The sequence below is a fragment of the Mycobacterium sp. GA-0227b genome (assembly GCF_001499855.1).
GTDB lineage: Bacteria > Actinomycetota > Actinomycetes > Mycobacteriales > Mycobacteriaceae > Mycobacterium.
In genome coordinates this window covers 260679-281058 of the sequence record NZ_LQIK01000030.1, presented here as the reverse complement: position 1 = coordinate 281058, position 20380 = coordinate 260679, and the positions used below count along the sequence as shown (strand labels likewise).

Here is a 20380-nt window from a genome sequence, read left to right as displayed (position 1 = left end):
GCATCATGACAATCAGAACAACGAGTGAGGCGGACATGGCAGACAGCTCCGAGGACGACGTCGACGAAGGCGCCACGGTCGAGCAGGAGAGCACCGCCAAGGAGTCGCACGACAAGGTAGACAAGGTAGGCAAGGTAGACGAGAAGCCCGAGCCCGTCGACGAAGATCACAAGCCGGCGTCCTCCCGCCGGAATCCCTGGCAATGGGTTGCCGCTGTGTTGCTCATCGTTCTCATCGGCGTCGGTGTGTTCGGTTATCTCCAGTACAAGAACGCCGCGGACCAGCTCTCGGCGATGCGTCAGGAAGAGGCCAACCGCGCCGCCGCCGCACAGCTGGCGAAGGACTACGCGCTCAAGTCGTTGACGTATTCGTTCAAAGACCCCGACGCATTCTTCCGATCGGTCGAGGAGGGCGTGTCCGACGCGCTGAAGGACAAGTACATCAATGCCGAAGACTTGCTCAAGGGCGTGATGCTTCAGGCGCAGGTCACCTCGACCGGTGAAGTGCTGGCGACGGAGGTGACCCCACAGCCCGGCGATGTCTACCAAGTGGTGGTGTCGGCCAGCCAGACCACCAGGAATTTGCAGAATCCGGAGCCTCGGGTGTCGATAGTTCTCTTGCAGATCACCGTCAACAAAGCGGGCGACACGTGGCAGGTCTCCGATATCGGCCCCAAGACCGGGAGCAAGGCCGCCAACGCCGATCAGGTGCTGCCCAGTCAACCGGGTCCTCCAGCTGAGCCCGGTCCGAGTCCCGGCCGACCGACTCCCCCGCGGTAGCACGATGTTTCGCGCGCTGGTCGGAACGACGGCGGTAACCGCGGCGGTGTTCGCCTGCTGCCCGCCGGTTAGCGCGGACGACACCTTGCCTCGTTGCGCTCACCACAAGACGATGATCAACCCCGCCGAACCGATGGGGCACGAGGACTGCCGGCTCATTTCCACGGATCGGAGGGGTTTGGCGTTCGACGTGACCTACTGGAGTACCGGCGGCCCCTCGGCGCCACCGTTGGCGGTGAAGATCGAGGTCACCGACGGGTCCGGCACCGTCACTCAGACCATCAACGAGGTCACCGAGCCCTCCGACCCGGCGCCGGTCGGCCTGGAGGATCTCGACGGCGACGGCCGCGAGGAAATTATCGTGCCGATCGCGCGTCGGTCGTACAACGGCGGCTCGAACACCCGGTTTTCCGTGTGGCGCGCAGAGGGGGACCGGGCGTATTTCGAACGAACTCAGATGGAGGGGCAAGCCGTCTACCCCAGCGGCGACGGCTACATCGTCACCAATTGGGGCGCATTGACCAGCCGCGATCTCACCTTCTACGTGCCAACCGGCGCCGGGTTCACCGTCGCGGTCACGTTGACCCTTCAGGCCGAGGACATCGACCTGCACACCGGGGAGGTGCGCACGGTGAGCTGCCGTACGCACCAACAAGAGGGTCTGGGCATGATCCGTATGGACATCAAGCGAGCCCAGGACGTCTTCTGCGCCTCACCGGCAGCGATGGCGATATGGCCGGACGCGCAACGGGTTTCGGCCGCCCCTTGGCGCCCGCGGTAGCACACGTCACTACCCTAAAGCGACCTTCCTGGCGGCGATCCGACCGATACCCGGGGCCAGCCTGTGCGCCAGGTACTGTAGCCGCGCTTCGGGCGTCACCGGGACGACGGACTTGTTCTTGCGCACCGCCGCGACGATCTGTTTGGCGACCTTGTCGGGACCGTAGCGGCGGAGTCGATACGCGCGATCGACCGTCGCAAGCTTCTTTTCGGCCTCCTGCTCGGAGAGGCCCGACACCACTGAACTGCGAACGATGTTGGTGTGCACGATGCCTGGGCAAATCGTGCTGACGCCGATACCTGCGGACGCCAACTCGGCGCGTAGGCAGTCGGAGAACATGAATACCGCGGACTTACTGGTCGAGTAGGCGGTGAAGCCCTGCTGCGGTGTGTAGGCGGCCATGCTGGACAGGTTCACGATGTGCCCGCCGAGACCGCGGCTGACCATCTTCGGCCCGAACGCGCGGCAGCCGTTGACAACGCCATACAGGTTGACGTCGAGCACGCGCTTGAACTCGTCGGACGTCGTCGCCAAGAACCGACCGGCCTGGCCCACGCCGGCGTTGTTGACCAGCACGTCGGGTACTCCGTGCGCGGCCACCACCTGCTCGGCATGAGCGACGACCGCCGCCTCGTCGGAGACGTCCAGTTGATAGGCGTGGGCGTCAGCGCCGAGCTCGCCGATCAGCGCGGCCGTCTCCTTCGCCGATGCCAGGTTGACGTCCGAGACGACGACCTCGGCACCGTCGCGGGCGAAGGCAATGGCGGTCTCTCGGCCGATGCCACTGCCTGCACCGGTGATCACCACGAGTTGGTCATCGAACGGCCTTCGCTTCCTGCCCATTTCGGCCCGGCGCAGCCCCCGTGTCGGAGGCAGACCGGAGACCGCGTCGATCAATTCGGTCGTCGCGGTCGCCAGAAGCTCGGGGTGCGAAAACGGCAACCAGTGCCCGCCGCGCACCACTCGCTGCCAAACCGCGGGAGCCCACTTGAGTTCGTCGGAGTAGCTGGCCGCGCGGACTGCGGGATCATTCGTCCCGACGATCACCTGCACCGGAACTTGGGTGAACTGGTCCCGCGGTTTGAGGGCCGACAAGATGTTGGCCCGGTAAATGCGCAACCCGTTGCCGATGTCCCGGTCGAAGGTGGGGCCCAGCCATATCTGGTTTGCGTCGGCCCCCTCGACGCGGGAAAGCCCTGTGCGCCAACGCTCGGCGGTCATTGTCATCCGGAAGAACGCCTTCGGGACGAGCGGCAACGCGAAGTACGCCATGTAGAGAAGCGAAGCCACCTGAGCTAGCACATGTGCGACATTCTTCGGCGTCGGCCGAGACAGCCGATGCCGCGCCCACATCGTCAGGTGCGCGGCGTTGGGGCCCGCAACCGACGTGAAAGAGGCGATCTTGTGCTGCGCGGTCGGATCGCACACGGCCTCCCACATCGCGACGCTGCCCCAGTCGTGGGCGAGCACGTGGACCGGTTTGCCGTCGCCGACTGCATCGATCACGGCGAGGTAGTCGCTGGCGAGGGCTGCCAGCTTGAACTCTCGATAGCTCTTCGGGTTCGACGACTGCCCATGTCCGCGGTTGTCGACGGTCACCACGCGGAACCGATCGATCAGATGTGGCGTGACGGAGTTCCACATGTCGTGCGAGTCCGGCCACCCGTGCAATAGCAGCAGCGTCTCGCCGGCCCGATTGCCTTGCTCGTAAACGGCGATGTCGATGTCGCCGTTGCGCACCACGCGGTGGGTGACCTGCGGTCCCGCGGAGGCCTCCTTCTCGTGACCGCCCACAAGATCCGATACCGATTCCATTGCGATCCCCTATGCCTTGGCCGCCACGGCCACAATGTAATCCGAGAAGAGTGTGGCAAACCGAAAACCCAAGGGAGTGAACGAATAACGAACGACAGGGTTCACATGCCGCATGTCGGCGTCGCGCAATCTCTTCGTCAGGAATCTGCCCAGCGGGGCATAGACGTCATCGGTGATGGGTCGTGTCTGAACATCCACAAAGCCCATGCACTGCAGGAGATCGCGATACCCGGCAAGGTCGGCCGCCGCGGCGACAGCCCATCGGGACGCACGCCGCCAGCCGCGACGCGCAACCTCGCGGCGGGCCAGCGCGGTCAGTGGTGTGCGCGTGGGCACGATGTCGGCCGTCACCAGAAGTCCGCCGGGTTGCAGCACCCGCAGCGCCTCGGCGAAGAAATCCACTCGCGACGGGAAGTGGAAGGCGGATTCCAGCGCCACCACCTTGGTGCACGATTCGTCTTCGAACGGCAGATCGGTCGCGGACGCGTTGACGAAGCTGATCCTGTCGGCCAACCCGGCCTCGGCCACCCGCCGTGTCGCGATTGCGACCTGCTCGGCAGCGACGTTTACTCCGGTGATGTACTCGGGGCCGAACTCGTTGATCCACAACATGTCTTGATCGCCGTAACCGCAGCCGCAGTCCACGATCGTGTCAGATGAGTTGAAGTCGGCGGTGCGCGCGAGCAACCGAGCCAAATCGCGACTCGCTTCGTCCAGGGTCGCCGGACCGTTCTTCCAATGGCCGAAGTTGATGAACAGCGATTCCTCGCCGTACAGATTCTGAGTACCGACGATGTCGTAGATCTGACCGGCCTTCGGACCGCCCGACGACGACAAAGAAACGGCCGCCATCTGTCGCCATTCGTCGGCCCATCGCCCTAGCCGAGCGCCGAGGGATTCATCCCGGGTGTTGCGCGGAATCGTCGTCACGTGCTGTTTCCCATCTGAGAGCGGGCCAACATGCATTACCCATACAGATAGTACTAGATACCTGAGGTACTGGATACCCTTCGTCGTGATCCACTTTTGCGCACGCGAGATCCGGTGTAGTTGGTCGCGCTCACCGCCGCCAACTACACCGAAATCCGAGGGCGGCTAGCCCTCGAGCTTGTAACCGAGGCCGCGGACGGTGACCAGGTGCACCGGGTTCGCGGGATCCGCCTCGATCTTCGACCGCAACCTCTTGACATGCACGTCAAGGGTTTTCGTGTCACCGACGTAGTCGGCGCCCCACACCCGGTCGATGAGCTGGCCGCGGGTCAGCACCCGGCCGCTGTTGCGCATCAGATACTCGAGCAGATCGAACTCCTTGAGCGGCAACGTGATCGGCTCCCCATTCACCGACACCACGTGGCGCTCGACATCCATCCGGACGGGTCCGGCCTCCAGCACGCTGTCGCTGAGGCCGATGTCGTCGTTGTCGGCGCCGCGCCGCAGCACCGCACGGATTCGGGCGATCAGCTCCCGCGCCGAGTACGGCTTGGTGACATAGTCGTCGGCGCCGAGTTCCAGGCCGACCACCTTGTCGATCTCGCTGTCGCGAGCGGTCACCATGATCACCGGAACGCTTGAGCGCGAACGTAATTGCTTGCACACGTCCGTCCCGCTCATACCGGGCAGCATCAAGTCGAGCAGCACGATGTCGGCGCCGGCGCGTTCGAACTCGGCGAGGGCGGTCGGCCCGTCGGTGACGACGGTGGCCTCGAACCCCTCCTTGCGAAGCAGAAAGGCCAGGGGATCGGCCAAGGACTCCTCGTCCTCCACGATCAGCACACTGGTCATTGGTCTCGCTGGTCCTCTCGTTCGTCCGATTCATGATCGGGGTAGGCCGGAATCGACAGCGTGAACGTCGATCCCGTACCCGGCTGACTCCACAGCCGGATGCTTCCGTTGTGGTTGGCCGCGACGTGCTTGACGATCGCCAACCCCAACCCGGTGCCGCCGGTGGCCCGGGAACGCGCCTTGTCGACGCGGAAGAATCGCTCGAACACCCGCTCCTGGTCCTCGCGGGCGATGCCGATACCGCGGTCGGTGACCGCGATCTCGATGGTGTCTCCGCGCCGCCTGCGGCTGATCGAGACCGACGACCCGTGCGGCGAGTAGGCGATCGCGTTGGACACCAGGTTCGCGATCGCGGTGACCAGCAACGACTGGTCACCCAGCGCGCGGAAACCGGTCGGCGCGTCGGTGGTGATCCTGATGTCGGCGTTGTCGGCCGGCACCTTGTGGCGGGACAGCGCCTCGGCGACCACGGTGTCGACGTCGACGGCGTCCAGGGCCGGCAGGGCCTCGGCGCCCTGCAGGCGCGACAGCTCGATCAACTCGCCGACCATGTTGGCCAGCCGGTTGGACTCGGCCACCATCTTCTCGGCGAACCGGCGCACGGTGGCGGGGTCGTCGGCCGACGCGAGCAGCGCCTCGGCCAGCACGCCCATCGCGCCGACCGGGGTCTTGAGCTCGTGGCTGACGTTGGCCACGAAGTCGCGGCGGGTGGCTTCCATCCGGGCGTGCTCGGACTGGTCGTCGACGTAGACGACCGCGAACCGGCGATCCTGCTCGGTCAGCAGTCGAACGTGGCCACGCACCGAGAGCCCGGACCGGCCGGGGTTGGCCCGCTTGTTTCCCGCGAGGTCCACTTCGGTGGGCTCGCCGGTGGTCAGCGTGCGCTCGGCGGCCCGCCAGGCCCGCTCGTCGAGCAGCCGGTCCCGGACCAAGCCCAGCTCACGGGCCCGGTCGTTGGCGTAGACGACATCACGGAAGTGGTCGACCACCACGATTCCCGTGGGTGACCGCGAAGCGACGTGGGAGAGCATCTGCGAGACGGTGATGCCGGCCTGCGCGCTGGCCCGACGCTGGCGACGTTCCCTCAGACGGGGCGCCAGCCCCGCTCCGAGGGCCACACCGGTCACCAGAGCGAGCAGTGCGACCACCGCTGCGAGCAGCAGTGCCGAAACGACACTCACGCGGAAATCGTACGCATCCGGTGAACGTCATCCCAGCAGCGTGCGGCCGAATCGGGACAAGTCACACAAGGAAAGAAGGAAATTCGGGCCCCGGCCTCCCCCTGTTAACCCGATGTTCGCCGTAGCCGCCCTATTGCGCGGCTATTTCGCGCCCTGGGACGCGACGGCGGCGGCGCCCGCGGCCGCGGCTTCGGGATCCAGGTAGGTGCCGCCGATGACGGTCGGCTTGAGATCGGAGTCCAGGTCGTAGCGCAGCGGGATGCCGGTCGGGATGTTGAGCCCGACGACATCCTCGTCGGACATGCCGTCGAGGTACTTGACCAGCGCACGCAGCGAATTGCCATGCGCCGCGATCAGCACGGTCTTGCCCGCCCGCAGGTCCGGTTCGATCGTCTCGGTGTAGTACGGCACGAACCGCTCGACCACGTCCTTGAGGCACTCGGTGCGCGGCGGGCCACCGGGCACGTCGGCGTAGCGCGGGTCGCCGTCCTGGCTGTAGGTGCTGCCGGGGTCGATCGGCGGCGGCGGGGTGTCATAGCTGCGCCGCCACGCCATGAACTGCTCTTCGCCGTACTTGTCCTTGGTCTCGGCCTTGTTCAGCCCTTGCAACGCGCCGTAGTGCCGCTCGTTGAGCCGCCAGTCGCGGTGCACGGGGATCCAGTGCCGGTCGGCCTTGTCCAACGCCAGGTTGGCGGTGGTGATCGCGCGGCGCAGCAACGAGGTGTAGAGCACGTCGGGTTGGCGGTCGAGCTCCTTGATCAGCTCGCCGGCCCGCACTGCTTCGGCGCGACCCTTCTCGGTGAGGTCGACGTCGACCCAGCCGGTGAACAGATTCTTCTCGTTCCAGTCGCTCTCGCCGTGGCGAAGCAGGATCAACGTGCAGTCACCCATGCCGAAATCTTCTCATGGCAGACGGATCGACTTCTGCCCGTACCGAGATCGACGAAATGGCGGGAATCTCGCGAGAAAAGCCGCCAAAACGTAGGTTTCGGCGAGGCGTCAGTCCTCGTCGTCGTCTTCGATCAGGTGGGCGAACGCCTGCAAGTTCTTCAACGACTCGCCGCGCGACACCCGCCACTCCCACTCCTTCTGGATCGACGAGCGAAAACCCAACTCCAGCAACGTGTTGAAGTCGTTGTCGACGGCTTCGAGCACCTGGCCGAGCACGCGGTCGACCTCCTCGGAGGTGACGGATTCCAACGACATCCGGCCGACGAGATAGATGTCGCCGACGTTGTCGAGCGTGTAGGCCACGCCGTAGAGCCGGCGGTTGCGCTTGAGGAGGAACCGGTACACGCCCTCGTGGTTCTCATCGGGTTTGCGGCAGACGAACGCCTCGATCCGCACCGAGTGTTCGCCGATGGACAGGATCGTGTTGGTCTTCAGCCGTCGCTCGCCGGGTAGTTCGACGATGATGCCGGGCAATCCGCCGTGCGCGCCCTCGTGGTGCGTGCAGACCAGGCCGTTCTCCTTGCACGCTTCCTCGATGACCTTCGCCGCGTCGGTGCTCATGCCCGCACCCCTCGTCGCCGCGAGAACCGCCGGCCGGTGCGGCGGGCGCCGCCGTCGCGTGACCGGTGGCGTGCCCGGTAATCGCCGATCGCACGCCCGTAGCTGGCCAGCAGCGCATCGACGGTGCGGGACCACGAGAACGTGGCGGCGTGGGCGATCGCGGCGGGTCTCATGCCGTCGGCGCGCTGCAGCAGATCGCCGATGGCGTGCGCCCAGTCCCCGTCGTCGTGCCCGTCGACCAGGATCCCGGTGACGCCGTCGCGCACCGCGACCGGCAATCCGCCGACCGCCGCGGCCACCACCGGTGTGCCGCACGCTTGCGCTTCCACCGCGACCAGGCCGAAGGACTCCGAATAGCTGGGCACCGCCACCAGATCTGCGGCCCGGTACACGTTGACCAGCTGTTCGCGCGACTGCGGCGGCAGGAACGTCACCCGGTCCGAGATACCCAGATCGTCGGCCAGCCGAACCAACCCGTCCGGGGCCTGCAACCCGTTGCCCGACGGACCGCCCGCCACCAGCACGCGCACCCCGGGCAGCTTGGCGACCGCGCGCAATGCCACGTCGGGCGCCTTCAGCGGCTGGATGCGGCCCACGAATGCGACGATCCGTTCGTCGGCGGCCAGCCCCAGCGCGGCGCGCGCCGCTTTCCGATCCCCCGGCGTGAACACCTCCAGGTCGACGCCCGGGTGCACGACGTCGATCCGCGCCGGATCTGCATGATGCATCGAGATCAGTTGCTGCGCTTCATGTTCGGTGTTGACTATCAACCGGTCGGCTTCGTCGACGACCTGCTGCTCACCGACCGCGCGCAGCGGCGGCTCGGGCGAGTCGCCGTCGGCCAGCGCGGCATTCTTGACCGCGGCCAGGGTGTGCGCGGTGTGCACCAGTGGGACGGCCCAGCGGTCGCGGGCCAGCCAGCCCACCTGACCGGACAACCAGTAGTGCGAGTGCACGATGTCGTAGTAGCCGGGTTCGTGCGTCGCCTCGGCGCGCAGTACCCCCGCAGTGAAGGCGCACAACTGCGTGGGCAGGTCGTACTTGTCCAGCCCCTCGAACGGCCCGGCCACCACGTTGCGCACCAGCACCCCGGGCGCCACCCGCACTGTCGGCGGATCAGACGACGAGGTCGCGCGGGTGAAGATCTCGACCTCGACTCCGCGGCGAGCCATCTGCAGCGCACTCTGCAGCACGTAGACGTTCATGCCGCCGGCATCGCCCGTGCCGGGCTGGGCCAGCGGCGACGTGTGCACCGACAGCACGGCTACGCGTCGGGGCAGTTCCGTTGCTAGGCGCACACAGTCATGTCTACACCGCGCCCGCAGGCGCCCAGTCACGCAGTGGCTTCGGCGGCCTCCCGGCGCTGCGCCCGGCGCATGGCCCCGATCGGGTCGGCGTACAGGCCGCCGAGCGACACCACACCCGCACCGGCCTCCTGAACGCGGTTGCCGAAGACGGTCAGCCGGATCTCGCGCGAAGGCATCACCGAACGCTGCGCGAACGCGGCCGCCGCGACGCTCATGCCCTCGGGATATTCGGTGAACGCCTGGCCGCCAACGATCAGGTCGTCGGGGTTGAGCATGTCGCGCAGCAGCGCGACGGCCTCGCCCAGCACCCGTGCCCGTTCGGCCAGCAGCTCCTGCGCGGGCCGGTTGCCCTGGCGGGCAATCTTGAACAGCGCCTGCATCGTCGAGCCGGGGCCCTCGGCGGCGATGATGCGCGCCTTGCGGGCCGCGATCAGCACCGCTTCGTCACTGACTGTGGACTCCAGTTGCCCTGTGCCACCGAGCAATTCGGACTGCACAGGCAGAGCGGCGATGGTGCCGGGGCCGCTGGCCGGCGAGTGAACCCGGCCGCCGATCGACAGCGCGTAGCCGACGGTTTCGCGGGCATAGACGTACAGGCTCGTCGACGTGTCCGAGGCCTGCCTGCGCCCCCCGAGCAGCAGTTCGGCCCCGGCCATCGCGTCCACATGCGAGGCGACCGACACCGGCAGACCGAGGGTTTCGGCGAGTACCGGCCCGACCGGCGCGTCGGACCAGCCGAGCCGCGGATGGTCGAGGTAACCGGTCGTGCTGTCGACGACGCCGCCGGCCGCCACGCCCACCCAGAGCGGGCGGCGGCGATGCCAGTGGCCCAGGTAACGGCGGGCGCTGTCGGCCAGCGACGCCAGCGCGGTGGCCTGCGGGGCCCGCGGAGTAGGCGTTTCGACGACGTCGAGGGTGCGACCGAAGAGGTCGGCGGCCACGATGCTGGTGCTGCGGGCGCCGATGTGGATCCCCAGCGTGAGGAACGGTTCGTGCTTCACCTCCACGGGCACGCGGGGCCTGCCGATCGCGCCGGAAACCGCGAGGTCGGCGCGTTCGCGCAGTACACCGGCCTCGAGCAGGGCGGTGACCTGGCGGTTGACGGTCGCGATGCTCAGGCCGGTGACCTGGGCGATGACGTCACGGGCGATGGGCCCGCGCAGGCGGGCCGCACTGAACACCGACGCGGCGGCGGCGTCGGCCACCTTCAGCGCCGGCGCGACGACATGCCGGCGGGCCAACAGCGCGCGCTTGGCGTGCTGGGCGCTGCGGACCGACGGCTTCGCGGGAAGTGTGGTGGTGACGGAAGTGCGCATCTGCTTGTCCTTCGGAGAGGTCGGCCGGTGGGTTCTCGGGCCACACCCGGCGACTCAGCAGGACAGCGGTTGTCCGGGGTCAGTCAGGCGCGGCGAAGTGCGCGACAACAACACGCACGCCGGGAACAGGCCTGACTGGACAGCACACGGTGAACTTAGCACGCCAACTAAAGTTGGGCAGATGACGACACCCCGGACCGACAGTCGAGTCGCGGTGGTCACCGGCGCCAGCGCAGGCATCGGCGCGGCCACCGCGAGAACCCTTGCCGCACAAGGTTTTCACGTCGTCTGCGTAGCCCGTCGCCAGCAGCCCATCGAGGCCCTCGCCGAAGAGATCGGCGGCACCGCGATCGTGGCGGACGTCACGTCCACCGAGGCGGTGTCGGCGCTGGCAGAGGCGCTGGACCGGGTACCCGGGCAGGTTTCGGTGCTGGTCAACAACGCCGGAGGCGCGCGAGGACTGGATCCGGTGGCCGAGGCCGACATCGAGCACTGGCGCTGGATGTGGGAGGCAAACGTGCTCGGCACACTGCTGGTGACCCGCGCGCTGTTGCCGAGGCTGATCGACTCCGGCGACGGGTTGATCGTCACCGTCACCTCGATCGCCGCGGTGGAGATCTACGACAATGGCGGCGGGTACACCTCCGCCAAGCATGCCCAAGGCGTGCTGCACCGGACGTTGCGCAGTGAGCTGCTCGGAAAACCCGTGCGGCTCACCGAAGTTGCGCCGGGCATGGTGAAAACCGACTTCTCGCTGAACCGGTTCGAGGGCGACGAGGAACGCGCCGCCAAGGTCTACGAAGGCGTCACCCCGCTGCTGGCCGAAGACGTCGCCGAGATCATCGGGTTCGTCGCGGGCCGACCGTCGCACGTCGACCTGGATCTGATCGTCGTGCGGCCGCGCGATCAGGTCAGCGGCGCCAGCGGATCCCGCTTCAACCGGCGCTAGCCGATCGCAATGTCAGCCTGACAGCGACGCCGCGCATATATAGCCGCGGCGGCGTTCTCAGCGCGACATTGCGTCAATGAACTAGCGGCCGGGGCGGCCGTTGACCGGTTGCGGTGCGCCCGAGGGGGTCGCGGGCGCGGTGCTCGGAATGTCCGGTCCGTTCTGCTCCGACAGCGCCGACATCGCCTTCCATTCGTCCCACGGCACCACCCAGTCCCAGATGTCGCCATCGGAGTACGACAACTCGATGCGGGTCCCGGTGACCTCGACGGGATCGCCGTAAACGGCGGTGTGGAAGTACTGCTCGGCGTCGGACTCCGAGAGGTTGATGCAGCCGTTGGTGACGTTGCTGCTGCCCTGCGAACCGAGGCTGGCGGGGTTGGCGTGGATGAACTCGCCGTTGTTGGAGATCCGCACCGCCCACCGCTCGTGGATGTTGGCGTAACCGGCCGCGGGATTGGTCATCCAGAAGTCTTCGTACTTCTCCGTGACGACGTGGATCCCGCTGCGGGTGACGTTGCGGTCCAGGTCACCCTCGCCGTAGCTGCACGGGAAGTCCATGATCACCGCGCCGTTGGCGTCGAGGACCTGGATGCGGTGCGACGACGCCTCGGCCCTGACGACTTGGCGACGGCCGATCTCGAAGCTCAGCGTCGCGTCCTGCGCGCCGTAGGCGTCGTCGCCGAACGGCACGCCGTACAGCTTGGCGTCGACGTGCACCTTGGTGCCGGCCGGGTAGTACTCGCGGGTGCGCCAGTGCACGCGGGACCCGCCGACCTCGTCGGGCAGCCACGCCCAGCTGCCCTCGACGGGCGGCTCGGTGGTGACCTTGAGCGCCTTCTCCACCGTCGCCTTGTCGCTGATCGGGGCGTCGAACTGGATGATGATCGGGGCGGCCACCCCGACCACCTGGCCGTCGGCGAGCTGGAACTGACCGCTGACCTGGGTGCTGGGGTTGATCGTGGAGAACGAACCGTCGACCTGCACCGCCTTGCCGTCGCGGCCGACGACCGAGCCCTTCCAGGTGTACTCGGCGCCGTAGCCCAGCGGTTCGGTGATCGTGAACTCGGTGCGGTCGCGGTTGAGCGCGCCGGCGACGACCTTGCCGTCGGGGTTGGTCAGGGTGATCCGCTGGAACCAGCCGTTGCTGACCTCGACGCCGGCGCGCTCGGTCGGCGAGATGTCGGTGGCGTCGTTGGCCGGCTTGAAGTTCAGCGTGGGTTCTGCGGGCGCGTCCTGCGCGGACGGTTCGTCGCCGTTGGCCATGCAGGCGGCCAGGGCCCCGGGCGCGACGACACCGACCGCCAGTGCGGTCAGGGCGCGCCGTCGGTTGAACGACGGCAGGGGTTCCCCGGTACTCACGTGGACCCAGCGTACCTACAGCGAACAGCCGATCAGGTCAGGCTCGGCTGTGAGTTCGATCCCGAAACTCGTTCGAACACCGTCACGTACCGTCCTGGCCAGCGCGATCACATCGGCGGTGGTGGCGCCGCCGCGATTGGTGAGCGCCAGCGCGTGCTTGGTCGACAGCCGCACGGAAGCATCCGCGCCCGGATATCCCTTGCCGAAGCCGGCGTGCTCGACGAGCCAACCCGCGGCGAGCTTGACGCCGTCGGGCGCCGGATAGTTGGGCACCGGCCCGTCCTGCTGGGCGCGGATCCGCTCGAACTCGGCGGGCGTGACGACGGGGTTGGTGAAGAACGAGCCGACGCTCCAGGTGTCGTGATCCGGGTTTTCCGAGCCGGCGTCGATGACCATGCCCTTGCTCGAGCGCAGTGCCAGCACCGCCTCACGCACCGCGAGCGGATCGGCGCGCGATCCTTGCTCGACACCCAGCGTGGCGGCCAGTTCGCGGTAGCGCAGCGGCGCGCTGCGCCCGTCGGGGTCCAGGGCGAACTCCACTTCGAGCACGATCGCGTCGTGCGCGCGTTTGAGGACGCTGGTGCGGTAGCCGAACCGCAGCGCGTCCGGGGTGACCCAGCGATCTCTCCCGGTGCGACGGTCCAGCAGCCGCACCCGCCGGATGGTGTCGGCCACCTCCGCGCCGTACGCGCCGACGTTCTGCACCGGTGTCGCGCCGGCGGATCCCGGGATTCCGGACAGGCACTCCAGCCCGCCCAGCCCGTGCGCCAGCGAGGTCACCACGACGTCGTCCCACACCGCGCCGGCCTCGACGCGAACCAGGTTGCCGTCGACGGTGATCTCGGTGTTCGCGAGGTAGATGACGGACAGGTCGGTCAACTGGTCACAGATCACCACGTTCGAGCCGCCCGCCAGCACCAGCGCGTCGTCATCCGGGCCGAGGTTGCGGACCACGTCGATCACTTTCTGGGTGGTGTCGCATGTGATCAGCCGCCGCGCAACGGGTCCGACGCGCAGTGTGGTCAGCGGTGCGAGCGGCACCGCCTCCTCGACCAAAGCGCCCCCGGGTTGCGAACTGACCACGGGCGGTAACGGTAGCCTGACCAGCTATGCCGCGTTCATTCGACATGGCCGCCGAGTACGGGGGCAGCGTCGAACAGGTCCACCGGGCTTTCAGCGACGAACGCTACTGGCTGGCGCGGCTGACCGATTCCGGCGCCGACGACTACTCGCTGGACTCCATGGTCGTCGACGAGCACGGCGGTATCGACGTTGTCACCACTCAAACGCTGCGGGTGGACCGGTTGCCCGGGGTGGTGACCCAGTTTCATCGCGGCGACCTGAGCTTCGTGCGCGAAGAGACCTGGAGCCCGGTCCGCGACGGCAAGGCCGACGCGACGGTCAAGGGGTCGATTCCCGGTGCACCGGCCGGTTTGACCGGCACCGCGGTACTGGCGCCGGCCGGTCCCGGTTCGCGGCTGGAGTTCACCGTCGAGGTCGAGGTTCGGGTGCCGCTCGTCGGCGGCAAGATCGAGAACTTCATCGGCGGTCAACTGGTGGATCTGCTGATCGCCGAGCAGCGCTTCACAACCGTGTGGATCGCCGAGAACGCCTGACGCTCAAGACGGCGCGGTTCCCGGCGTCGCCGTCGTCGCTTTCTAGAATCGGATCATGTGCGGGCCCATCGGTCAGCTGACGCGGGGCACCACCGGCTACAACCGGTTGCGTCGGAGCGATCGCTGGCTCGTCCACGCGCCGCGGGTCCGCGCGACCTTGCTCTCCGCCGAGGACCCGCTCGTCATCGATCTCGGTTATGGCGCGCTTCCGGTCACAACCCTGGAGCTTGCGGCACGGCTCCGCTTGGTGCGCAACGATATTCGTGTAATAGGACTGGAGATTGACCCCGAGCGGGTGCGCACGGCCCGCACCGCGGTAACCGACTCGGTCGAATTCGGCCTCGGCGGTTTCGAATTGGCGGGCATGCATCCGGTCCTGGTGCGGGCGTTCAACGTGCTGCGCCAGTACCCGGTCGAAACCGTCGCGCAGGCGTGGTCGACGATGCAGCGGCAACTGGCACCCGGCGGGCTCATCGTCGACGGCACCTGCGACGAGCTCGGCAGGCGCTGCTGCTGGGTGCTGCTCGACGCCGACGGGCCGATAAGCCTGACCCTGGCATGCGACCCGTTCGCGATCGAGCGACCCTCCGACCTCGCCGAGCGGCTGCCCAAGGTGCTGATCCACCACAACGTCGACGGTCAACCCGTGCACGCGCTGCTGACCGCCGCCGACCGGGCGTGGGCCAGCGTGGCGGGTCACGGGGTGTTCGGCCCGCGGGTGCGGTGGCGTGCGATGCTGGAGACGTTGCGCGACAACGGCTTTCCTGTCGCCCCCGCCCGTCGCCGGATGCGTGACGGGGTGCTGACCGTGCCTTGGTCGACGGTCGCACCGACCTGACGAACCGCCCGTGAGGCGTGATCAACGATCGAAGCCGTAGGCTGGGCCAATGCGGATTGCCCTAGCGCAGATCCTCAGCGGCACCGAGCCTTCCGAGAACCTTGCGCTGGTCGAGGAGTACACCCGGCGCGCCGCGGACGCCGGCGCCCGGATGGTGCTGTTCCCGGAGGCAACGATGTGCCGGTTCGGGGTGCCACTCGCTCCCATCGCCGAGCCGCTGGACGGACCATGGGCGTCGCAGGTGCGGGCGATCGCCGAGCGGGCGGGAATCGTCGTCGTGGCGGGCATGTTCGTGCCGTCCGGCGACGGGCGGGTCTTCAACACGTTGATCGCGACGGGGCCCGGCTCGGACGGACCCATCGATGCGCACTACGAGAAGATCCACCTCTACGACGCGTTCGGCTTCCAGGAGTCCAAGACCGTCGCGCCCGGGCGCGAACCGGTCGTGATCGACGTCGACGGGGTTCGCGTCGGCCTGACGCTGTGTTACGACGTCCGCTTCCCCGAGTTGTACGTCGAGTTGGCCCGACGGGGCGCGCAGCTGATCACCGTCCATGCGTCGTGGGGCAGCGGGCCGGGCAAGCTCGAGCAATGGTCGCTGCTGGCCCGGGCCCGCGCCATCGACACGACCGGCTACGTCGCGGCGGTCGACCAGGCGTGCCCGGACGCCGACATCGCGGCTCTGGGCCCGACCGGTGTGGGGGGCAGCCTGATCGCGTCCCCGACCGGTGAGGTGGTGTCGGCGACGGGCGCCGACCCGCAGTTATTGGTGGCCGACATCGACCTGGACGCCGGGCGCAAGGTCCGCGAGACGATCGCGGTGATGCGCAACCGCGCAGACTTCACCCGCCTCGATAAGGCAGAATCGCGGTCGTGACCGACCCCTGGGCTCGCCCGAACCAACCGCCGCCGCCACCGCCGGGGCCGCCACAAGGTCCGCCTGGGCCGCCACAGGGTCCACCGCCGGGGCCGCCACAAGCTCCGCCCGGGCCGCCACAGGGTCCACCGCCGGGGCCGCCACAAGGTCCACCCGGGCCGCCACAAGGTCCTCAAGGGCCGTCGGCCCCACAGAAGCGTCCGTCGTCCGGTTCGAAGATCAAGGACGTGTTCCGCGATCCGCTGTCGATCGTGCTGATCGTCGTCATCGTGATCGGGCTGACGCTGGCCGGCCTGCTGGCCGGTGAGCTCTACGCTCGCAACCGCGCCAACAACGTCGTCGCCGACGCCACGTCGTGCGTTGTCGAGGATGATGCCACCGCGTCGTTCGGCGTCATGCCGCCCTTCCTGATCCAGCACATGTCCGGTCACTACACGAACATCCACATCGAGACCGCCGGCAACCAGATCCGCGACGCCAAAGGCATGAAGGTCGAGCTGGCGATCCAGGACGTCCGCCTCGAGGACACGGCCACCTCGAGTGGATCGATCGGCTCGCTGGTCGCGGACATCACCTGGTCTTCGGAGGGCATCCACCAGACCATCACCGACTCGATCCCCCTGATCGGTTCATTCGTCACCGGCGTCACGACCAACCCGTCCGAAGGCACCATCGAACTGGAGGGCGCGCTGGGCAACATCGTCACCAAGCCCACGGTGGCCGACGGCGGGATCTCGTTGCAGGTTCTCGAGCTGACCGGGCTCGGCTTCACGCTGCCGCGGGAAACCGTCCAGCCGGCGCTGGATGCGTTCACCTCCGAGCTGACGAAGAATTACCCGCTGGGAGTCAAGGCCGATTCGGTCGATGTCACCGAAGACGGTGTGGTGAGCCGGTTCTCGACGCAGAACGCTGACATCCCCAAGGGCGAACAGGACCCCTGTTTCGCGGCGCTGTGACCGTCAGTCGGTAACCCCGCCCCACCGGAAACTGTTGACGTATCTGCCCATATCCATCGCCAGCTGCAGATTCGCACCGGAGGGATGGCCGGGGCCGAAGTCAGGGCTGAACTTCCGGTACGGGCCGATCGCGGACGCCACCAGCGCGTAGTCGTCGTGCACCGCGACCATCACGATCAGCCGAAGCCGGCTGAAGCTGCTGTTCGCGTCCTGGGGATAGTCGTCGGCGACGACGCCGTAGCCCAGCCGGTAGCCGACCATCGCGTTCGGGATCTCGTAATCCGTTGTGGCGTCCGGGTAATACTTGTCAATCAGATCCTCGGCGATCTGTTTGGGCGTCCGGTTGCCCGCGGGCAACCCGAACAACCCCAGGGTGCCTGTGTCCCCGCCGGTGAACTCCAGGACGACACCGTCGGAGTCGAACGTCACCTCGTATGCGCTACCGGGGCCCGGATACTGGACCGAGAACGCTTCGCCGTCGGCGAAGAACCGCGGGTTCGATTCGACGGGCTCGCCGATCGGTGGCCGCCCGCAGTCCGGTGGGCAGACGACCTTGGCCACCGCCGGAGTGGTCAACACTGCCGCGGCAACACCCGCGACGATCGCGACAGCGACGCCGACGGCGAGTGAACCCAGCACCCGCGTCCGCCTCGCCCGGCCGTCGCGGCCCGTCCGATCCGGCTCCATCGCAACCTGTTGTCCGATGCGCAGCGCGGACAATGCCAGCACGGCCACCGCGGCGTATACGGCCAGCTGCAGGCCGCCGGGCACCGGCGTGAAGTCCACCACTCCCATGACCGCGTAAAGAGCAAGCGTCACAGTCACACTCGCGACGATCGCCCGCACTCGACCCGTCCACAGCGCGATTCCCACCAGACCGCCCAGGGCGGCGGCCGTCACCGGCAGTGCGACGCCTCGCATCCCGGCCTGCAACAGCAGCGAATAAACCGACCGGTCATCGGCCGTCACGCCGGTCGCGAACTGCGGAAACAGCCGGACCAGCGTCGCCGCGGACGTGAACACGACAGCGCTCAACGCGCCGACGGCGTAGCCGTCCAGCGGCCTCGCCGGACGCCGGAACCCCACGATCACCGGCGGAATCAACATGAGAACCGCGCTGCCCAGCGGTATTCCGACGCCCACCAACCCGTGATCCAGATGTGGCCCCCTCGCCGCGAGCGCGACATCTTGAGATTGGGCGACCACCGTTCCCGTCGCCAACGCCCAGCCGATCCCGAGCACCGCCGCCAGCACTGCGGTCGACGCCAGCAGACGAGCGGACACATCGTCGCGCACACCCGCCTCACGCAGGTAGACCACGAACACCAGCGCCACGCCGACCGCGGCGACGGCGATCATCGGCGCCTGCCATCGCAACAGTGCGAACCCGACCAGCACCGCCGACAACACCGCAAGCGCCGCCGCGAACGGCACCCGCGAAGGCGGCGCCAGATGCGGAAACAGCGCGCTGGTCAACGGATCTCGCCACCCTCGGCGGCGCCGTGTCGAGGCCTTCGTCACCGCGACGTCCTCTGCAGGTCGAGAAGGTTGCGGGCGAGGTTGAATGTGTCGGGTGTGCCCAGACCGGTCACCAGGTCATAGCCCGGCAGGGACAGATCGACGGCGTTGCCGCCTCGACGTACGTCGCGGAAGCCGGGCCGGCTCGAACCCTCGGCCGCCCGGTAGAGCAACGGATTGAGATTGCCCAGCGGGCGTCCACCGTTGGCCACCAGGTACTGGTTCATCAGCACGGTCAGCGCCGCCCAGATCGGTGCCGCTTGCGAAGTGCCGCCGCCGATCACCTCGCGCTGGCCGAAGATGAACCGCACGCCGGTGAACGGATCGGCGACCGCCGAGACGTCGGGGACCAGGCGCCGCCGCTCGGTGTCGCGCTCCACCGACAACCGGTTCTGCCACTGCGGGCGGTCGAACAACTTGGACACTCCGCCGCTACTGCCTTGCGTCAGCGGAGAATCCACCCAGGCGTCTTCGCCCAGCCACTGTCCGCGGGTGCCCGTCGACAGCGTGGTGCCGCCGACCGACGTCATCGTCGGCAAGGACGCGACCGCGTCGACGCCGACGTCGTCCGGTCCTGGCGGGGCCGACCACCGTTCGCCGCCTTTACATTCCAGCCCCGCCGTGTCCCCGCTGGCGTCGAACGCCGAGGTGCCGCGCCGCTGCGCAGCGGCCAACGCCGCCGCCACCGGCGCGAGATCGGCCGCGCTGACGAACGCTTCGCATCCCCATCCGATAGACAGACTCCACACCGCGCCGGGATAGTCCCGGTCCACCGACTCGAACAGTTTCCCGAGCTTCTCGTACGCGCCGTCGCCCTCGACCGTCGGTAGCGCGTTGACGACGACCAGCCGCGCGTCGGGCGCAATGGCATGCGCCACTTGCAAATCCATCGCGGCCTCACCGCGCATCTCGGTGGGCTTCCCTCCGACGATCTCAGGGGTGAACCGGGGCAGACCGAAGGTGTCGGCGAACAGGTCGAGGTCGTTCTGCGCGGCGCTGTCGAACGTGAAGAACACGATCGTCGCGCCCTCACCGCTGAACCCGGCGTCGACGAGCGGCGTCGCGTTGTACGCCGACAGCAGCCCCGCCGGCGGTAATCCACCTGCGGGCACATCCAACGGAAGGAAGCCGGGCGCTTTGGTGTGGTGCGGGGTGTAGCTCATGATTCGGCCGACCGCCGTCACGACGCCATGCAATGCCGGCGGCACCGCAGGTTGCGCCGGCGATGCGTAGAACAATTTTCCCGCCGGGGCGCGGTAGTCGTGCACCGGCACTCCGAACGCCCGCCCGAGGTCCGCGGCGGCGCCCTCGACGATCGCCCATTCGTCGCTCGGCCGCCATCGCACCGACAGGTTGCGGGCCTGGCTCCAGTCGATCAGCGCATGGGGTCGGCCTACCGCGTCCAGCGTGACGGTGATCTGGGCGTCAGCGCTGCGCGAGGGACCCAGATCGGTCGAGTTGGCCAGCAGCGCCGCATAAGGACCGGCGATCAGCGCCGGGGCCTGCGACGAACAGGCCGCTGAAGCGGCGATCAGCAGCGCGGCTGCAAGAAGCGCTGAGGTGCGCCGCTTACTGGCCGTGGGGACCGCGATGCCGACCGGGCGTCGGGCCGGGAGCCGGAGGTGCATGGACCGTGGGCGAGAAGGGGTTCGGCTGATCCGGGTCGATGCGCGGAGCTTTCTCCGTCGGCGTCGCGGGGGGCGGCGCCGTGGTCGGCGTCGGAGTCGTTGGCGTGGTCGTTGGCGTGGTAATTGTCGTGGTGGTCGTCGTCTCCGGCGCCTGCTCCTCTTC

General features: G+C 67.9%; 19 protein-coding genes. 7 read left to right on the top strand and 12 right to left on the bottom strand.

The genetic code is table 11. The features are described 5' to 3' along the window. Positions 1-35: 35 nt before the first annotated feature. A complete protein-coding gene (locus AU185_RS18870) occupies positions 36-779 on the top strand; it encodes a PsbP-related protein (protein WP_059099165.1) in 744 nt (247 codons plus the stop codon). A 4-nt stretch (positions 780-783) separates the two neighbouring features. After that, the gene (locus AU185_RS18865) at positions 784-1560 is read left to right on the top strand and encodes a hypothetical protein (protein WP_059099166.1); all 777 of its coding nucleotides are present in this window, start codon (positions 784-786) and stop codon (positions 1558-1560) included. Between the two features lie 9 nt (positions 1561-1569). Here the strand turns inward: AU185_RS18865 and AU185_RS18860 are convergent, their stop codons facing one another. From AU185_RS18860 to AU185_RS18825, 8 genes are all read right to left on the bottom strand, one after another. After that, on the bottom strand, positions 1570-3375 hold the full coding sequence (locus AU185_RS18860) for an SDR family oxidoreductase (protein ID WP_059099167.1): 1806 nt from the start codon (positions 3373-3375) through the stop codon (positions 1570-1572). A gap of 9 nt (positions 3376-3384) precedes the next feature. After that, complete coding sequence (locus tag AU185_RS18855; protein WP_059099168.1) at positions 3385-4341, bottom strand: SAM-dependent methyltransferase; 957 nt, start codon at positions 4339-4341, stop codon at positions 3385-3387. Between the two features lie 129 nt (positions 4342-4470). Then, positions 4471-5157 (bottom strand): two-component sensory transduction protein RegX, encoded by a 687-nt coding sequence (gene regX / locus AU185_RS18850; protein ID WP_059099169.1) that lies wholly within the window; start codon positions 5155-5157, stop codon positions 4471-4473. After that, positions 5154-6338 carry a sensor histidine kinase gene (locus AU185_RS18845; RefSeq protein ID WP_059099170.1) on the bottom strand — a complete coding sequence of 395 codons (1185 nt, stop codon included), beginning with the start codon at positions 6336-6338 and terminating at the stop codon, positions 5154-5156. Before AU185_RS18845 ends, regX begins: the two co-directional genes overlap by 4 nt. Before the next feature lie 141 nt (positions 6339-6479). Continuing rightward, positions 6480-7229: a phosphoglyceromutase gene (locus AU185_RS18840; protein ID WP_059099171.1), complete on the bottom strand. Its 750-nt coding sequence runs from the start codon at positions 7227-7229 to the stop codon at positions 6480-6482. Between the two features lie 108 nt (positions 7230-7337). Next, complete coding sequence (locus AU185_RS18835) at positions 7338-7850, bottom strand: type III secretion system chaperone family protein (RefSeq protein ID WP_059099172.1); 513 nt, start codon at positions 7848-7850, stop codon at positions 7338-7340. Further along, positions 7847-9148 carry a D-inositol-3-phosphate glycosyltransferase gene (gene mshA, locus AU185_RS18830; protein ID WP_059099173.1) on the bottom strand — a complete coding sequence of 434 codons (1302 nt, stop codon included), beginning with the start codon at positions 9146-9148 and terminating at the stop codon, positions 7847-7849. The genes AU185_RS18835 and mshA overlap by 4 nt, the downstream gene beginning before the upstream one ends. Positions 9149-9183: 35 nt before the next feature. Further along, complete coding sequence (locus AU185_RS18825; protein WP_059099174.1) at positions 9184-10473, bottom strand: ROK family protein; 1290 nt, start codon at positions 10471-10473, stop codon at positions 9184-9186. Between the two features lie 181 nt (positions 10474-10654). Between AU185_RS18825 and AU185_RS18820 the strand changes: the two genes are divergently transcribed. Further along, complete coding sequence (locus AU185_RS18820) at positions 10655-11422, top strand: SDR family oxidoreductase (protein WP_059099175.1); 768 nt, start codon at positions 10655-10657, stop codon at positions 11420-11422. A gap of 81 nt (positions 11423-11503) precedes the next feature. On the opposite strand, the gene AU185_RS18815 is transcribed toward AU185_RS18820, so the two are convergent. Both AU185_RS18815 and AU185_RS18810 read right to left on the bottom strand, forming a co-directional pair. Continuing rightward, positions 11504-12784, bottom strand: coding sequence for a L,D-transpeptidase (locus tag AU185_RS18815; protein ID WP_059099176.1), 1281 nt, complete (start codon positions 12782-12784; stop codon positions 11504-11506). A 15-nt stretch (positions 12785-12799) separates the two neighbouring features. Next, positions 12800-13867 carry a UDP-N-acetylmuramate dehydrogenase gene (locus tag AU185_RS18810; RefSeq protein WP_059099177.1) on the bottom strand — a complete coding sequence of 356 codons (1068 nt, stop codon included), beginning with the start codon at positions 13865-13867 and terminating at the stop codon, positions 12800-12802. 26 nt (positions 13868-13893) lie between these two features. Here AU185_RS18810 and AU185_RS18805 point away from each other — a divergent pair, with 26 nt between their 5' ends. The 4 genes from AU185_RS18805 to AU185_RS18790 are packed head-to-tail and all read left to right on the top strand — an operon-like array spanning position 13894 to position 17071. After that, complete coding sequence (locus AU185_RS18805; protein ID WP_059099178.1) at positions 13894-14400, top strand: DUF2505 domain-containing protein; 507 nt, start codon at positions 13894-13896, stop codon at positions 14398-14400. A gap of 55 nt (positions 14401-14455) precedes the next feature. After that, a complete protein-coding gene (locus tag AU185_RS18800) occupies positions 14456-15238 on the top strand; it encodes a class I SAM-dependent methyltransferase (protein WP_059099179.1) in 783 nt (260 codons plus the stop codon). 49 nt (positions 15239-15287) lie between these two features. Then, positions 15288-16115, top strand: a complete 828-nt coding sequence (locus AU185_RS18795; protein ID WP_059099180.1) for a carbon-nitrogen hydrolase family protein — start codon at positions 15288-15290, stop codon at positions 16113-16115. Then, a complete protein-coding gene (locus AU185_RS18790; RefSeq protein ID WP_059099181.1) occupies positions 16112-17071 on the top strand; it encodes an LmeA family phospholipid-binding protein in 960 nt (319 codons plus the stop codon). Before AU185_RS18795 ends, AU185_RS18790 begins: the two co-directional genes overlap by 4 nt. Before the next feature lie 3 nt (positions 17072-17074). On the opposite strand, the gene AU185_RS18785 is transcribed toward AU185_RS18790, so the two are convergent. Then, positions 17075-18547: a PrsW family intramembrane metalloprotease gene (locus tag AU185_RS18785; RefSeq protein ID WP_156425581.1), complete on the bottom strand. Its 1473-nt coding sequence runs from the start codon at positions 18545-18547 to the stop codon at positions 17075-17077. Between the two features lie 41 nt (positions 18548-18588). Beyond that, entirely contained in the window at positions 18589-20217 is a 1629-nt protein-coding gene (locus AU185_RS18780) for a S53 family peptidase (RefSeq protein WP_059099182.1), read from the bottom strand. Positions 20218-20380 lie beyond the last annotated feature (163 nt).

What these genes read in the sequence shown, in the direction of transcription:
- AU185_RS18860 (WP_059099167.1), bottom strand. Translation starts at nt 3,375, where the DNA reads ATGGAATCGGTATCGGATCTTGTGGGCGGTCACGAGAAGGAGGCCTCC.
- AU185_RS18795 (WP_059099180.1), top strand. Translation starts at nt 15,288, where the DNA reads ATGCGGATTGCCCTAGCGCAGATCCTCAGCGGCACCGAGCCTTCCGAG.
- AU185_RS18805 (WP_059099178.1), top strand. Translation starts at nt 13,894, where the DNA reads ATGCCGCGTTCATTCGACATGGCCGCCGAGTACGGGGGCAGCGTCGAA.
- AU185_RS18820 (WP_059099175.1), top strand. Translation starts at nt 10,655, where the DNA reads ATGACGACACCCCGGACCGACAGTCGAGTCGCGGTGGTCACCGGCGCC.
- AU185_RS18865 (WP_059099166.1), top strand. Translation starts at nt 784, where the DNA reads ATGTTTCGCGCGCTGGTCGGAACGACGGCGGTAACCGCGGCGGTGTTC.
- AU185_RS18800 (WP_059099179.1), top strand. Translation starts at nt 14,456, where the DNA reads ATGTGCGGGCCCATCGGTCAGCTGACGCGGGGCACCACCGGCTACAAC.
- AU185_RS18780 (WP_059099182.1), bottom strand. Translation starts at nt 20,217, where the DNA reads ATGCACCTCCGGCTCCCGGCCCGACGCCCGGTCGGCATCGCGGTCCCC.
- regX (WP_059099169.1), bottom strand. Translation starts at nt 5,157, where the DNA reads ATGACCAGTGTGCTGATCGTGGAGGACGAGGAGTCCTTGGCCGATCCC.
- AU185_RS18825 (WP_059099174.1), bottom strand. Translation starts at nt 10,473, where the DNA reads ATGCGCACTTCCGTCACCACCACACTTCCCGCGAAGCCGTCGGTCCGC.
- AU185_RS18855 (WP_059099168.1), bottom strand. Translation starts at nt 4,341, where the DNA reads ATGCATGTTGGCCCGCTCTCAGATGGGAAACAGCACGTGACGACGATT.
- AU185_RS18835 (WP_059099172.1), bottom strand. Translation starts at nt 7,850, where the DNA reads ATGAGCACCGACGCGGCGAAGGTCATCGAGGAAGCGTGCAAGGAGAAC.
- AU185_RS18840 (WP_059099171.1), bottom strand. Translation starts at nt 7,229, where the DNA reads ATGGGTGACTGCACGTTGATCCTGCTTCGCCACGGCGAGAGCGACTGG.
- AU185_RS18870 (WP_059099165.1), top strand. Translation starts at nt 36, where the DNA reads ATGGCAGACAGCTCCGAGGACGACGTCGACGAAGGCGCCACGGTCGAG.